This is a genomic window from Sphingomonas sp. (assembly GCF_039594485.1).
Classification (GTDB): Bacteria; Pseudomonadota; Alphaproteobacteria; order Sphingomonadales; family Sphingomonadaceae; genus Sphingomonas.
In genome coordinates this window covers 1-14,259 of record NZ_JBCNNI010000004.1, presented here as the reverse complement: position 1 = coordinate 14,259, position 14,259 = coordinate 1, and the positions used below count along the sequence as shown (strand labels likewise).

Below are 14,259 nucleotides of genomic sequence, written 5' to 3'. Positions count from 1 at the left end.
CAAGGGCATGACGGCCGGTTCGGCCGCGCCGACGGGCGGCGCTCCGGCGAAGGCCGACCTGACCGCATGGCTGGCGGTCGCGGCGGGCAGCATCGGCGCGCTGATGGCGACGCTCGACATCTCGATCGTCAACTCCGCGCTGCCCACCATTCAGGGTGAGATCGGCGCGAGCGGGACGGAGGGGACGTGGATCGCGACCTCCTATCTCGTCGCCGAGATCATCATCATCCCTCTCTCCGCCTGGCTGGAGCGGTTGCTTGGCCTGCGGACCTTCCTGCTGCTCGCCTCGATCCTGTTCACCGGCTTTTCGGTGGTGTGCGGCCTGTCGACCAATCTGACGATGATGATCGTCGGGCGCGCGGGGCAGGGGATCACGGGCGGGGCGCTGATCCCGACCGCTCTGACCATCATCGCGACGCGTCTGCCACGCGAGCAACAGCCGATCGGCACCGCCTTTTTCGGCGTCACCGCCATTCTGGGGCCGGTGATGGGTCCGTTGATCGGCGGCTGGCTGACCGAGAATGTCAGTTGGCATTATGCCTTCTTCCTGAACATCCCGGTCGGTGCGATCCTCGTCGCCCTGCTGCTCGTCGGATTGCCGCATCAGAAGCCGCATTTGTCCGAGCTGGCCAAGGCCGACTGGCTCGGCATTGCAGGACTGGCCCTCGGGCTTGGCGGCCTGACCGTCGTGCTGGAGGAGGGGCAGCGCGAGCAATGGTTCGAATCGCGTGAGATCATCGAGCTGACCATCTTGTCGATCTTTGGCTTTGGGTTGTTGTTCGCCGGACAGTTCGTCGCGTCGCGGCCGGTCATCCGCCTGAAGCTGCTGCTCGATCGCCAGTTCGGCAGCGTCGTCATCATGGGGATCGTGCTGGGCATGGTGCTGTACGGCACCTCCTATGTCATCCCACAGTTCCTGGCCGCGATCGCCGGTTACAACGCATTCCAGGCGGGCAAGGTCGTGCTGCTCAGCGGTATTCCCAGCCTGCTCATGATGCCGTTCACCCCGATCCTCATCAAGAAGGTCGATATCCGCATCGCGGTGGGGCTGGGGCTGGGGATCATGGCGCTGAGCGCGGGGATCGATACCGTGCTGACGGCCGACTCGACCGGCAGTTCGTTCACCGACAGTCAATTGTTGCGCGGGGTCGGCACGATCCTGGGCATGTTGTTCCTGAACCAGGCGGCGATCTCCTCGGTCCCGCCGTCGGAAGCCGGGGACGCGGCCGGGCTGTTCAGCGCGGCGCGCAATCTGGGCGGCTCGTTCGCGCTCGCCGGGATCGCGACCGTGCAGGACCAGCGCAGCTTCCTCCACCAGCAGCGGTTGGCGGAATCCCTGTCGGCCAATTCCCAGGCCGTCCAGGAATGGCTGTCCGGCCTGACCCAGCAGTTTGGTGACACCGATGCGGCCTATCGCATGATCGGCAACACCATTCAGCAACAGGCGCTGGTCATGACCTATAACGACCTGTTCTTCATCCTGTGCGTCGGCATCCTGATGGTGATGCCGCTCGTCCTGTTCCTCCGCCCGCTGCCCAAGGGCGGCCCCGTGGCGATGCATTGAGGCTCATGATGGCCAAGAAGCTTTCCCTCATCCCGCTCCTCCTGCTGGGGGCCTGCACCGTCGGGCCGAACTATGCCGGACCACCCCAGGCGATCGGATCGTCCGCGACGCCCCCCGCCACGTTCGCCCGCGCCGATGCCAGTGTGGCCGCCGCCGCGCCTGCCGTCGCGGACTGGTGGACGACGCTGAACGATCCGGTGCTGACCTGGCTGGAGGAGCGGGCGCTGGCCTCCAATCCCAATGTCGCGGTCGCGCAGGCGCGGTTGAAGCAGGCGCGCTCCGCGCTGCGGCTGGAGCGTGCCAATCAGGCCCCCAATGCGAATGCCAGCGCCACCTATCTCCATGCTGACCTGCCCGCGCTGAACCTCGGCGGCGGCGGGGAAGGGCAGGGCGGCGGCCAGGGTGGTGCCAATGGCGGCGCTGCGGGTGGTTCGGGCGGCGGCACGAGCGTCGACTTCTTCAACCTGGGCTTCGACGCCAGTTGGGAGATCGATCTGTTTGGTGGCCGGCGTCGGACGGTCGAGGCCGCCCGCGCCACGGCGGCGGCGGCCGAGGCGAATGTCGCCGATGCGCAGGTCTCGCTCAGCGCAGACGTGGCGCAGGCCTATATCGGGCTTCGCGACGCGCAGCAGCGGCTGATCCTGGCGCGCGAGGCGTCGCGGATGCAGCGTGACACGCTGAACCTGACCCTTCAGCGTTTCAACAACGGCACCGCCTCGCAACTCGAGGTCGAGCGGCTGCGCAACCAGGTGGAAAGCACCGATGCGCAGATCCTGCCGCTGTCCTCGTCGGTGGAGACCTATCTCAACGCGCTCGCCATCCTGATCGGCGAGGCACCCGGAACGCTGGACCAGCGGTTGAGCCCGGCGGGCAAGGTGCCGCTGCCGCCCGCACAGGTGGCGGTGGGTGATCCGACCGCGCTGCTTCAGCGTCGCCCCGACATCCGCGCGGCCGAGCGTAACCTGGCGGCGCAGACGGCCAAGATCGGCGTGGCGGAAGCGGCCAAGTTTCCGCGCCTCAACCTGATGGGGATCATCGGCATCGGCGGCACATCGATCGATGCGCTGACCGATCTCGACAATCTGGTGACGCTGGGCGCGCCGATGCTGCAGTGGAACGTGCTGAACTTCGGACGGGCCAATGCCCGGGTCGGTCAGGCCGAGGGCGTGCGTGACGAAGCGGAGGCGCAGTATCGCGGTGTGGTGCTGTCGGCCCTGCGTGATGCGGAGGATGCGCTGTCCCGCTTTCGTGCGCGACGCAACACGGTGGCGACGCTGGCGCGCGCCAAGGCGTCTGCGGATCGCTCGGCGGTGCTGATGCAGCAGCGTTACCGTGCAGGTGCCGCGACGCTGATCGATACGCTCGACGCCGAGCGTCAGCGGGTTGCCGCCGATCAGTCGCTGTCGCAGGCGGTCGCCGGGCTGACCAACGACTATGTCGCGCTGCAAAAGGCGCTGGGTCTGGGCTGGCGCGCCACCTCCTGATCCTCGCTGCGCTTTGCCGGGAAGGGAGATCGCGCTTTGCGTGAGCGCGTCCCCTCCCCGGCGAGGGCGGGCTGGGTCGGGTCAGTTGCTCGCCGCCGCGATCCGTTCGTGCGCTTCGCGTTCGATCGTTTCCAGTTCCGCGACCGTCTGGACCAGCGCCTTCATCTGCTGGCGCAGTTCGTCCAGCCGCTCCCGGCACCGTTCGGCCAGCACGCGCATCTGTTCGACATGCTGCGGGTCTGCGTCGTACAGGCGCAGAAACTCCTCGATCTCGCGCAGCGAGAAGCCCAGCCGCTTGCCGCGCAGGATCAACTGCATCCGCGCCGTCTCACGCTTGGAATAGACGCGCGCGGTGCCCACGCGGCGGGGCTCGATCAGCCCGCGATCCTCGTAGAAGCGCAAGGTGCGCGTCGTCACCCCCAGGCTGTTGGCGACATCCTGTATGCCGCGCAACTCCTCCGTCTCGGTCACTTCGCCTGTTCCCCCACCGGCGACGCCATGGCCGCCGCCTTTGCCAATTCTTCCTCGACCAGTTCCTTTTTCGACAATTTGCCGATCAGGGTCTTGGGCAGGCTTTCGCGGATTTCGACTTCGCGGGGAAGTTCGATCTTGCTGACCTTGTCCTGCAAAAAGGCACGGAGTTCCGCTGGCGTGGCCTGATGATCGGGCGCGAGCGTGACGAACGCCTTGGGCGACTGGCCACGATAGGCGTCCGGTACGCCGATCACCACCGCCTCGGCGACGGCGGGATGTTCGTACAGGGCCTCCTCGATCACGCGGGGATAGACGTTGTAGCCGCTGCACAGGATCAAATCCTTGATCCGGTCGACGATGAACAGATAGCCGTCCTCGTCCAGATAGCCGACATCGCCGGTGCGCAGCGCACCATCGATGAACACCTGCTCGCTCTCGACGGGCTTGTTCCAATAGCCCGACATGACCTGTGGTCCGCGCGCGCAGATCTCGCCGACTTCGCCGGCGGGCATCAGCCGGTCGGGATTGTCGCGGTCGCGGATCTCGATGACGGTGCCGGGGAAGGGAAGGCCCGCAGATCCGCCCTTGTTCTCGCCGATGATCGGATTGCAGGTGATGATCGGCGACGCCTCCGACAGGCCATAGCCTTCGACCAGCTTGCCGCCCGTCGTCGTCTCGAAGGCGATGCGCACCTCGGCGGGAAGCGGCGCGCCGCCCGAGAGGCACGCTTTGATCGACGACAGGTCGACCTTGCGCGCCTCCGCCACGCCGGCGATCGCGTTGTAGATGGTGGGGACGGCCGGAAAATAGGTGGGCTTGCTGCGCGCGATCGTCTTGAGCACCTGATCCAGCTCGAACCGGGGGAGCAGGATCATCTCCGCCCCCACCCGGATCGCGAAGCTCAGCACCGTCGTCAGGGCGAACACATGGAACAGCGGCAGGACGCCCAATATGCGCTCCTCGCCGACCATCGCCTCGCCGCCGTTATGGATCACCATCCCATCGGCATTGGCAATCAGATTGGCATGGGACAGCATCGCCGCCTTGGGACTGCCGGTCGTGCCGCCGGTATATTGCAGCACCGCCACATCGTCGGGCCTGGCGGATACCGGGGTCAGGGTGCCGCCGCGCTTCGTCATCTGCGCGAAGGTCAGGTGGCGGGGTGAGGGGCCGGGGGCGGCGATCATCGACCGCTTGAACAGGCGATAGGCAAGGCCCTTGATCATCGGCAGGGCATCGGCGACCGGGCAGGATATGACGTGGCGCACCGACAGCTTTTCGGCGGCATGGGTCACACGGGCATAGATGTCGGGGATGTCGCAGGTCGCGATGATCTCCGCGCCCGAATCCTCCAGCAGATGGCACAGCTCGCGCTCGACATAGAGCGGGTTGACGTTGACGACGATGCCCCCGGCCTTCAGCGTCGCGAAGTAGAGGACCGGATAATAGATGATGTTGGGCAGGCAGAGCGCGACCCGCGTTCCCGACTTCACGCCCAGGGCCTGCAAACCCGCCGCCGCCCGGTCGACCATCGCGCCGAGTTCCTCGTAGCGTGTAATTCGACCCATGAAGTCGATGGCTGGGCGATGGCCATGTCGCCGTACCGTGGTCTCGAACATGTCGGTCAGCAGTCGGGGCTCCGAGACCAGTGGACGTCCGGTCGCCTGACCCGGTAGTCCGACTCTGACGGTTTCCCCGTTCGCTCCGATCGTCATCGCGTCACTCTCCTGTATCTTTTTTCGACCATACCCGGTTGTCGATTGGGGTCGAGTTGCTTATTGTGTTGACGTATAGGGTAGGTAACGCACCTTAACGTTAGGCCGCAAGCCCATAAAGAGAGGATTGGATGACCAACATCGTGATCGCAGGCTATGCCCGCTCTCCCTTCACCCAGGCTGGCAAGGGCGCGCTCGCACGGGTTCGTCCCGACGACCTGACCGCGCAGGTGATTCGCGGCCTGATCGAGCGCACGGGCGTCGATGCGGCGGAGATCGAGGACATCATCCTGGGCTGCGCGTTCCCCGAGGGCGAGCAGGGGATGAACGTCGCGCGGCTGATCGGCCTGCTGGCGGACCTGCCGCTGTCGGTCGGCGGCATGACGGTCAACCGCTTCTGCGGGTCGTCCATGTCGGCCATCCATATCGCCATGGGCCAGATCCAGATCGGCGCGGGCGAGGCGTTCATCTGCGCCGGCATCGAGTCGATGAGCCGGGTGCCGATGGGCGGCTACAACCCGTTGCCCAATCCCGAACTCGCCGCCGCCCGGCCGGGCGCTTATATGGGCATGGGCCAGACCGCCGAGAATGTCGCGCAGAAGTACCAGATCACCCGCGCCGAGCAGGAAAAATTCGCGGTCGCCAGCCAGAAGAAGGCCGCCGAAGCACGCTCCGCCGGACGCCTGGCCGATGAGATTGTGCCGATCCACACCAAGGCGGGCGATGTGACCGAGGACGGGCTGATCCGCCCCGACACGACCGAAGAGGTGTTGTCAGGCCTGAAGCCCGCCTTCGACAAGGACGGCACCGTTACCGCGGGCACCGCCTCGCCGCTGACCGATGGCGCGGCCGCAGTGCTGGTCACGTCGGAAGAGTTCGCCAAGAAACATGGTCTGACCATCCTGGCGCGGATCAAGTCGGTCGCGATTTCGGGCTGCGAGCCCGAGACGATGGGGCTGGGTCCGATCGCGTCGTCGAAGAAGGCGCTGTCGCGGGCGGGCATCGCGTCGAGTGACCTCGACGTGGTCGAGATCAACGAGGCCTTTGCCAGCCAGGCGATCGCCTGCATCCGCGATCTGGGCTTGAAGGAAGACACGATCAACAAGGACGGTGGCGCGATCGCGATCGGGCATCCGCTGGGTGCAACCGGCGCGCGCATCGTCGGCAAGGCGGCGGCTTTGCTGGCGCGTGACGGCGGCCAGTACGCGCTCGCCACCCAGTGCATCGGCGGCGGGCAGGGCATCGCGACTGTTCTGGAGCGTGCATGATGGCTGACACGATCAACAAGGTTTGCGTGATCGGCGCAGGGGTGATGGGGGCTGGCATCGCGGCGCAGGTCGCGAATGCCGGTGTGCCCGTCCTGCTGCTCGACATCGTGCCCAAGGACGGCGCCGACCGTGATGCCATCGCCAAGGGGGCGGTGGCGAAGATGCTCAAGACCGAGCCCGCGCCCTTCATGTCGCCCGCCGCCGCCAGGCTGGTGGAAACCGGCAATATCGAGGATCATCTCGATAAGGTCGCCGAGTGCGACTGGATCGTCGAGGCGGTGGTCGAGCGGCTGGACATAAAACAGGCGCTCTATGCCCGGCTGGAGGAACTGAAGCGGCCGGGCACGGCGGTGTCGTCCAACACCTCGACCATCCCGCTCGGCCATCTGGTCGAGGGGCGGTCGGAGCAGTTCAAGAACGACTTCCTCATCACCCACTTCTTCAACCCCCCGCGCTACATGCGGCTGATCGAGATCGTGACCTCGGAGCACACCGATGCCGGTGTCGCCGCCAAGGTCGAGCAGTTTGTCGATCACCGAATGGGCAAGCGGATTGTCCGCGCCAAGGACACGCCGGGCTTCATCGCCAACCGCATCGGCACCTATTGGCTGGCGATCGCGCTCAACGCCGCGCTCGACCAGGGGCTGACCGTCGAGGAGGCGGACCAGATTGGCGGGCGTCCGATGGGCGTGCCCAAGACCGGCATTTTCGGGCTGCTCGATCTGGTCGGCATCGACCTGATGCCGCTGCTCGCCAAGTCGCTGTCCTCGACCCTGCCGGAGGGCGACGCCTATTTCGACACGATCCGCCCGCTGCCGCTGATCGACAAGATGATCGCGGATGGGTTCACGGGCCGCAAGGGCAAGGGCGGCTTCTACCGCCTCGATCGCAAGCCGGATGGGAGCAAGGCGAAGCAGTCGCTCGACCTCCAGACCGGCGAGTATCGTAGCGAGAAGAAGCCCGAGCGTCTGTCGGCCCGCGCCGAAAAGGATCTGGCCGTGCTCGTCGCGACGCCGGGCAAGGTCGGCGACTATGCCTGGGCGATCCTGGGGCCGGTCCTGTCCTATGCCGCCGGGCTCGTCGGCGAGGCAGCGGACGATGTGGTCGCGATCGATGACGCGATGAAGCTGGGCTATAACTGGAAGTTCGGTCCGTTCGAGCTGATCGACCGACTCGGGCCCGGCAAGCTGGCCGAGCGGCTGCGCGCCGAGGACAAGCCCGTGCCTGCGCTGCTGGAGACGGCGGGCGATCGGCCCTTCTACCGCGTGGTCGACGGCAAGCGTCAGTATCTGACGATCGGCGGCGACTATGCCGATGTCGTCCGGGCCGAGGGCGTTATGCTGCTTGAGGACATCAAGCTGCGCTCCGAACCGCTGCTCAAGAACGGCTCGGCGGCGGCCTGGGACGTTGGCGACGGTGTCGTGGCGTTCGAGTTTGCGGCCAAGATGAACGCGCTCGACGAGCAGGTGCTGTCGCTTCTTCAAAAGACCATCGCGCTGGTGAAGAGCCAGTATAAGGCGCTGGTCATCTATAATGAGGGCAGCAACTTCTCGGCCGGTGCCAATCTCGGCCTCGCCATGTTCGCGGTGAATATCGCGGCCTGGGGGGAAGTCGACAAGCTGGTCGTCGCGGGACAGCAGGCGTACAAGGCGTTGAAATATGCGCCTTTCCCGGTGGTCGCCGCGCCTGCGGGCATGGCGCTGGGCGGGGGGTGCGAGATCCTGCTCCATGCCGATGCGATCCAGGCCCATGCCGAAAGCTATATCGGGCTGGTCGAAACCGGCGTCGGGCTGGTGCCCGGCTGGGGTGGCAATGGCGAGTTGATCGATCGCCTCGCCAAGTCGCCGAAGATGCCCAAGGGGCCGATGCCTGCCGTCATGAAGGCGTTCGAGACGATCTCGACTGCCCAGGTGTCGCGATCGGCGGCGCTGGCCAAGGAGATGGGCTATCTCCGCAAGGACGACGGCATCACCATGAACCGCGACCGCCTGCTGGCCGATGCCAAGCATAAGGCGCTGTCCCTGGTCGAGGGCTATCAGCCGCCCGAAAAGCCGGTCTTCCGCCTGCCGGGCGCGGCCGGTCGTGTCGCCTTCAACGGGGCGGTCGCCGACTTTGCCAAGAAGGGCGTCGCCACGCCCTATGACGTGGTGGTTGCCGGCCGTCTGGCGAACATCGTCACCGGCGGCGAGGCCGATATCATCGACGAGGTGAGCGAGGATCAGCTTCTCAAGCTGGAACGCGCCGCCTTTATGGAAAGCGTCAAGGATGCGCGGACCCAGGCACGGGTCGAGCATATGCTCGAAACCGGCAAGCCGCTGCGCAATTGATCGGGAGAGGATAATCCCATGCAAGTCTATAACGCGCCGCTGCGCGACATGCGTTTCGTCCTCCACGAACTGTTCGGGGAGGACGAGTTCGGCCCCGTTGCGGGCCAGGAGGAATTCGGGCCCGAACTCTACGACGCGATCCTCGAAGAGGCCGCACGTGTCACGCAGGACGTCCTGCTGCCGCTCAATGCCACCGGCGACATCGAGGGCTGCAAGCTGGAGAACGGCGTCGTCCGCACCCCCGCCGGGTTCAAGGACGCCTATCGCCAGTTCTGCGAGGGCGGCTGGGCCGCGCTTGCCTCGCCGGTCGAATATGGCGGGCAGGGGCTGCCCGAGGCGGTGAACAAGCTGGTCGAGGAGATGATCTGCGCGACCAACCTGTCGTTCAGTCTCTATCCCGGCCTGACCCACGGCGCGACCACCGCGCTGATGGGCCATGGTTCGGAAGACCTGAAGCAATTCTATCTGCCCAGGATGATCTCGGGCGAATGGTCGGGGACGATGTGTCTGACCGAGGCCCATTGCGGCACCGATCTCGGCCTGCTCCGCACCCGGGCCGAGCCGCAAGGCGATGGTTCTTATCGGCTGACCGGCGGCAAGATCTTCATCTCGGCGGGCGACCATGACCTGACCGAGAACGTCATCCACCTCGTCCTCGCCCGCACGCCCGATGCGCCCAAGGGGGTGAAGGGGATCAGCCTGTTCCTGGTGCCCAAATATCTCCCCAAGGACGACGGTTCGGTCGGCCCCGCGAACGGCGTCAGCGTCGCGGCGATCGAGCACAAGATGGGCCTCAAGGCCTCGGCCACCTGCCAGTTGGAGTTCAACGACTCCAAGGGCTGGGTCGTGGGCGAGCTGAATAAGGGGCTGGCCGCGATGTTCACCATGATGAACACCGAGCGCGTCTCGGTCGGCATCCAGGGGTTGGGCATCAACGAGATCGCGTACCAGTCGGCCGTCACCTACGCCAAGGACCGTTTGCAGGGCCGTGCGCTGGGCGGAGCCAAGCGGCCCGACCTGCCCGCCGATCCGATCATCGTCCACCCGGACGTGCGCCGGATGCTGATGACGATGCGTGCCTATGCGGAAGGGTGCCGGGCGCTGGGCCAATGGGCGGCCCGCGCGCTGGATGCCGAGGCGCATGCGATCGACCCCGCCGACAAGTCGCGCGCGGCGGACTTCGTGGCGCTGATGACCCCGGTCGTGAAGGCGCTGTTCACCGACCTCGCCTTCGACGCGGCGAACATGGCGGTGCAGGTCCATGGCGGCCATGGCTATATCCGGGACCATGGCATCGAGCAGTTCGTCCGCGACGCCCGCATCGCCCAGATTTATGAGGGCACCAACGGCGTCCAGGCGCTCGACCTCGTGGGCCGCAAGATGCCTGCGCATATGGGCCGCTATATGCGCCCCTTCTTCCATGCGGTGTCCGAGCAGGTCGAGTCGCTGGTCCGCCATGAGGACAAGGCCATTGCGGGCTGGGCCGCGGCCATGCAGCAGGCCTTTGGCGCGCTGCAACTCAGCACGGGCATGATCGCGCAGAAGGGGATGAAGGACCCCGAGGAAGCGGGGGCGGCGGCGACCGACTATCTGCGCCTTCTGGGGCTGGTCGGGATCGGCCATTGTTTCCTGAAGTCGGCGCGGATCGCGACCGGAAAACTGGCCGAGGGAACGGACGAGGCGGCCTTCTATACCGCCAAGCTCGCCACCGCCGGTTTCTTCTTCGATCGGATCCTGCCCCAGGCGACGGCGGCCTTCCTGGCGATCAAGTCGGGCAAGCGCTCGACCATGGCGCTGGAGCTGGAGGCATTTTGAGGTGACCCGATGCCGGCCGGCACTTGATTGCGGTCGGTCGGCATTATAGTCATGAAACATTATCCTATGCGTCATCATAATGACGTATAGGGGATATCGGAAGTGATCGTGAAAAGCGGCGCTTCTCCCGGCTGACCGGGCATGGAGAGGAGAGAAGGCATGTTGTTGACCCTGACAGCCATGGCGTTGGCCGGAGCGGGCGCCGATGCGGACGCGGTGATCGGCCGGTGGCAGACCCAGACGCGCGGCGGTGTGGTCGAAATCCAGAAATGCGGCAATTCGGTATGTGGTCGTATCCTGACCTCCGAAAAGCTGCGCACCAATCCCGCTCTAACCGACCAGAACAACCGCGATGCCAAGCAGCGCAATCGACCGCTCAAGAACCTGCTGATCCTGCAAGGCTTTTCTCAGGACGGCGCGACGTGGAGCGGCGGCACCATCTACAATGCCGAGGACGGCAAGACCTATAGCGCCAAGCTGACCCCCGAGGGGCCGGATACGCTGAAGGTGCGCGGATGTGTCTTCGTGCCGCTTTGCAAGACGCAGACCTGGACCCGCATCCGCTGATGCGCCACGTCGCCATCCAAACTAAGATTCGGGGAGTAAGATCATGACCAAGCGTTTCCGGGCTCCGCTTCTGGCCTCTGCCATCCTGTCGTCCTCCTTCGCCTTCGCGGGCGCGGCGCATGGCCAGGCCTTTTATCTTCAGGAACAGTCGACCCGCGGGCAGGGCCGCGCCTTTTCGGGTGAGGCCGCCGATACGGGCGCCTCGTCGCTCTGGTGGAATCCCGCCGCGATCGCGGGGATGGAGCGCGGCGAGGCGGTGCTCGGCGCGTCCGCGATCATTCCCAAGGGCGATGTGGTCGATACCGGCACGCTGATCGTGCGCCCCGGTCAGGCCGCCCGGCCCGTCGGAGTCAATGCGGTTTCGCGCGATCCGATCAACCGCGGCATCGTCCCCTCTGGCGCGATCGCGGTTCCGCTGAACGATCGGGTGGCGGTCGGCCTGGCGGTCACCTCGCCCTACAGCTTCACCACCGAATATGACGGCAATAGCTGGGCGCGGTATAGCGCGCTTAAGACCGAACTGCGCACGATCGACATCCAGCCGTCGGTCGGCATCGCATTGCTCGACTGGCTTCGCGTCGGCGGCGCGTTGAACGTCGAATATATGAAGGCCGAACTGGGCAACGCCCTGCCCAACCTGTCGCCGCTTCAGTCCGATGGTTTTCAGCGTCTGAAGGGTGATGGCTGGGATGTGGGTTGGACGGCCGGTGTTCAGCTTCATAACGACTGGGCCACCGTGGGCATCAGCTACAAGTCGCGTATCAAGCATACGTTGAAGGGCAGCCTGGAAGTCGGTGGTCTGCAGGGGCAGTTCCTGTCGCCGCAGAACCGGACGATCGATGGCGCGACGGCGGAATTCTATACGCCCGCGCAGATCATCGTTGCGGGGCGTTTCCGCACCACCGACAAGCTGACCCTGAACGCGCAGGTCGTCCGTTTCACCTGGGCGGATTTCGACTCGATCCGGCTGGGTGCGCCGATCAATACCGCAATCCCCGAGAATTACCGCAATAGCTGGTCGCTGGCGGGTGGCTTCGATTATGCCGCCAATGACCGTCTGACCCTGCGTGCCGGTGTCCAGCGGGGCATCACCCCAACGCAGGACGGCAATCGTGATGCCCGCGTGCCGGATGCCAATCGCTGGAATTACTCGGTCGGCGGTTCGTACAAGGTAACGCCGCGCTTCACGCTGGATTCGGCGTTCAGCTATATCGACTTCGCCAATGCCAGCATCGACCGCCGCACCGCCGCCTATAACGGCACGCAATTGGTGACACCGATCCTGACGTCGGGCCAGGTGCAGAATGCGCGGGCGTTCGTGGCGTCGATCGGCGGCCGCTTCAGCTTCTGATTGAGAGAGTGGCTATGAAGATCGTCGTGCCCGTGAAGCGGGTGTTGGATTACAATGTGAAGCCGCGTGTGAAGGCGGACGGTTCGGGCGTCGACTTGGCGAATGTGAAGATGTCGATGAACCCGTTTGACGAGATCGCGGTGGAAGAGGCGATCCGGCTGAAGGAGAAGGGGGCGGCGACCGAGGTCGTCGTCGTCTCGATCGGCGAGCCCAAGGCGGCGGACACGCTGCGCACCGCGCTCGCCATGGGCGCGGACCGGGCGGTGCTGATCACCGCCGACCAGCCGGTTGAGCCGCTGGGCGTCGCCAAGCTGCTCGCCAAGGTCGTCGAGGAGGAACAGCCCGGTCTGGTCATCCTGGGCAAGCAGGCGATCGACGGCGACAACAACCAGACCGGCCAGATGCTCGCCGGTCTGCTCGGCTGGGCACAGGGGACGTTCGCGTCGAAGGTCGAGATCGACGGTGACACCGCCAACGTCACCCGCGAGGTCGATGGCGGGCTGGAGACAGTGGCCCTCACCCTGCCTGCGATCGTGACCACCGACCTGCGCCTCAACGAGCCGCGCTATGCGAGCTTGCCCAACATCATGAAGGCCAAGTCCAAGCCGATGGCGACCAAGACGGCGGCCGATTACGGCGTCGACGTGTCGCCCCGGCTGACGATCACCCATGTCGCCGAGCCCGGCAAGCGCCAGGCGGGCGTCAAGGTCGGCTCGGTCGATGAACTGGTCGAGAAACTCAAAGCATTGGGAGTGGCCAAGTGAAGACGCTGGTATGGGTCGAGCATGACGGCGGGTCCGTCAAGGATGCCACGCTTTCGACCGTCACGGCGGCCGCCAGGCTGGGCGAGGTCCACCTGATCGTCGCAGGGCAGGGCGTCGATGCAGTTGCACAAGCCGCCGCGAAGATCGCGGGCGTGGGCAAGGTCCATGTCGCCGACGACGCGGCGTACGCCAACGCACTGGCCGAGAATGTCGCGCCGCTGGTGGCCAAGCTGATGGACAGCCACGACGCCTTCCTCGCGCCATCGACCACCACGGGCAAGAACATCGCACCGCGTGTCGCCGCGCTGATCGACGTGATGCAGATTTCGGACATATTGTCGGTCGAGGGGCCGGACAGCTTCACCCGGCCGATCTATGCGGGCAATGCGATCGCAACGGTGAAGACCAGCGACAAGAAGCTGGTCCTGACGGTGCGCACCACCGCCTTTGAGAAGGCAGCGGCCGAGGGCGGCGCGGGCGTGGTCGAGGCCATCCCGACCACGGGCGATGCCGCCAAGTCCCGCTTCGTCGGCGCGGAAAAGGCCGAGAATGCGCGCCCCGAACTGACCAGCGCCAAGATCATCGTCTCGGGCGGTCGCGCGCTGGGCTCGGAGGAGCAGTTCCATGCACTGATCGATCCGCTCGCCGACAAGCTGGGCGCGGCGGTGGGGGCCTCGCGCGCGGCGGTCGATGCGGGCTATGCCCCCAATGACTATCAGGTCGGGCAGACCGGCAAGATCGTCGCCCCCGAAGTCTATATAGCGGTCGGTATCTCGGGCGCGATCCAGCATCTGGCGGGCATGAAGGACTCCAAGGTCATCGTCGCGATCAACAAGGACGAGGACGCCCCCATCTTCCAGGTCGCCGATATCGGCCTGGTCGGCGACCTCTTTACCGTCGTGCCGGACCTGACCGGCAAGCTCTGAGGCC

General features: G+C 65.7%; 11 protein-coding genes. 9 read left to right on the top strand and 2 right to left on the bottom strand.

All coding sequences use genetic code 11. The features are described from left to right. Nucleotides 1-7: 7 nt before the first annotated feature. On the top strand, nt 8-1,564 hold the full coding sequence (locus ABDV78_RS02395) for an MDR family MFS transporter (protein ID WP_343525587.1): 1,557 nt from the start codon (nt 8-10) through the stop codon (nt 1,562-1,564). A gap of 8 nt (nt 1,565-1,572) precedes the next feature. Continuing rightward, nucleotides 1,573-3,048, top strand: coding sequence for an efflux transporter outer membrane subunit (locus tag ABDV78_RS02390; protein WP_343525720.1), 1,476 nt, complete (start codon nt 1,573-1,575; stop codon nt 3,046-3,048). A gap of 81 nt (nt 3,049-3,129) precedes the next feature. On the opposite strand, the gene ABDV78_RS02385 is transcribed toward ABDV78_RS02390, so the two are convergent. Beyond that, nucleotides 3,130-3,519 (bottom strand): MerR family DNA-binding transcriptional regulator, encoded by a 390-nt coding sequence (locus ABDV78_RS02385; RefSeq protein ID WP_343525586.1) that lies wholly within the window; start codon nt 3,517-3,519, stop codon nt 3,130-3,132. Then, a complete protein-coding gene (locus tag ABDV78_RS02380; protein ID WP_343525719.1) occupies nt 3,516-5,141 on the bottom strand; it encodes a long-chain fatty acid--CoA ligase in 1,626 nt (541 codons plus the stop codon). The genes ABDV78_RS02385 and ABDV78_RS02380 overlap by 4 nt, the downstream gene beginning before the upstream one ends. A gap of 227 nt (nt 5,142-5,368) precedes the next feature. Between ABDV78_RS02380 and ABDV78_RS02375 the strand changes: the two genes are divergently transcribed. The 7 genes from ABDV78_RS02375 to ABDV78_RS02345 all read left to right on the top strand — a co-directional run bounded on the left by ABDV78_RS02375 (nt 5,369) and on the right by ABDV78_RS02345 (nt 14,255). Then, nucleotides 5,369-6,505 carry a thiolase family protein gene (locus ABDV78_RS02375; protein ID WP_343525585.1) on the top strand — a complete coding sequence of 379 codons (1,137 nt, stop codon included), beginning with the start codon at nt 5,369-5,371 and terminating at the stop codon, nt 6,503-6,505. Then, nucleotides 6,505-8,832: a 3-hydroxyacyl-CoA dehydrogenase NAD-binding domain-containing protein gene (locus ABDV78_RS02370; protein WP_343525718.1), complete on the top strand. Its 2,328-nt coding sequence runs from the start codon at nt 6,505-6,507 to the stop codon at nt 8,830-8,832. Before ABDV78_RS02375 ends, ABDV78_RS02370 begins: the two co-directional genes overlap by 1 nt. Nucleotides 8,833-8,850: 18 nt before the next feature. Continuing rightward, nucleotides 8,851-10,647 (top strand): acyl-CoA dehydrogenase C-terminal domain-containing protein, encoded by a 1,797-nt coding sequence (locus ABDV78_RS02365; protein WP_343525584.1) that lies wholly within the window; start codon nt 8,851-8,853, stop codon nt 10,645-10,647. Between the two features lie 159 nt (nt 10,648-10,806). Further along, nucleotides 10,807-11,214, top strand: coding sequence for a DUF2147 domain-containing protein (locus ABDV78_RS02360; protein ID WP_343525583.1), 408 nt, complete (start codon nt 10,807-10,809; stop codon nt 11,212-11,214). 43 nt (nt 11,215-11,257) lie between these two features. Then, entirely contained in the window at nt 11,258-12,565 is a 1,308-nt protein-coding gene (locus ABDV78_RS02355) for an outer membrane protein transport protein (RefSeq protein ID WP_343525582.1), read from the top strand. A gap of 14 nt (nt 12,566-12,579) precedes the next feature. Beyond that, nucleotides 12,580-13,329 (top strand): electron transfer flavoprotein subunit beta/FixA family protein, encoded by a 750-nt coding sequence (locus tag ABDV78_RS02350; protein ID WP_343525581.1) that lies wholly within the window; start codon nt 12,580-12,582, stop codon nt 13,327-13,329. Next, the gene (locus tag ABDV78_RS02345) at nt 13,326-14,255 is read left to right on the top strand and encodes an electron transfer flavoprotein subunit alpha/FixB family protein (protein WP_343525580.1); all 930 of its coding nucleotides are present in this window, start codon (nt 13,326-13,328) and stop codon (nt 14,253-14,255) included. Before ABDV78_RS02350 ends, ABDV78_RS02345 begins: the two co-directional genes overlap by 4 nt. Nucleotides 14,256-14,259: the final 4 nt, after the last annotated feature.

What these genes read in the sequence shown, in the direction of transcription:
- ABDV78_RS02395 (WP_343525587.1), top strand. Translation starts at nt 8, where the DNA reads ATGACGGCCGGTTCGGCCGCGCCGACGGGCGGCGCTCCGGCGAAGGCC.
- ABDV78_RS02390 (WP_343525720.1), top strand. Translation starts at nt 1,573, where the DNA reads ATGGCCAAGAAGCTTTCCCTCATCCCGCTCCTCCTGCTGGGGGCCTGC.
- ABDV78_RS02380 (WP_343525719.1), bottom strand. Translation starts at nt 5,141, where the DNA reads ATGTTCGAGACCACGGTACGGCGACATGGCCATCGCCCAGCCATCGAC.
- ABDV78_RS02375 (WP_343525585.1), top strand. Translation starts at nt 5,369, where the DNA reads ATGACCAACATCGTGATCGCAGGCTATGCCCGCTCTCCCTTCACCCAG.
- ABDV78_RS02370 (WP_343525718.1), top strand. Translation starts at nt 6,505, where the DNA reads ATGGCTGACACGATCAACAAGGTTTGCGTGATCGGCGCAGGGGTGATG.
- ABDV78_RS02365 (WP_343525584.1), top strand. Translation starts at nt 8,851, where the DNA reads ATGCAAGTCTATAACGCGCCGCTGCGCGACATGCGTTTCGTCCTCCAC.
- ABDV78_RS02360 (WP_343525583.1), top strand. Translation starts at nt 10,807, where the DNA reads ATGTTGTTGACCCTGACAGCCATGGCGTTGGCCGGAGCGGGCGCCGAT.
- ABDV78_RS02355 (WP_343525582.1), top strand. Translation starts at nt 11,258, where the DNA reads ATGACCAAGCGTTTCCGGGCTCCGCTTCTGGCCTCTGCCATCCTGTCG.
- ABDV78_RS02350 (WP_343525581.1), top strand. Translation starts at nt 12,580, where the DNA reads ATGAAGATCGTCGTGCCCGTGAAGCGGGTGTTGGATTACAATGTGAAG.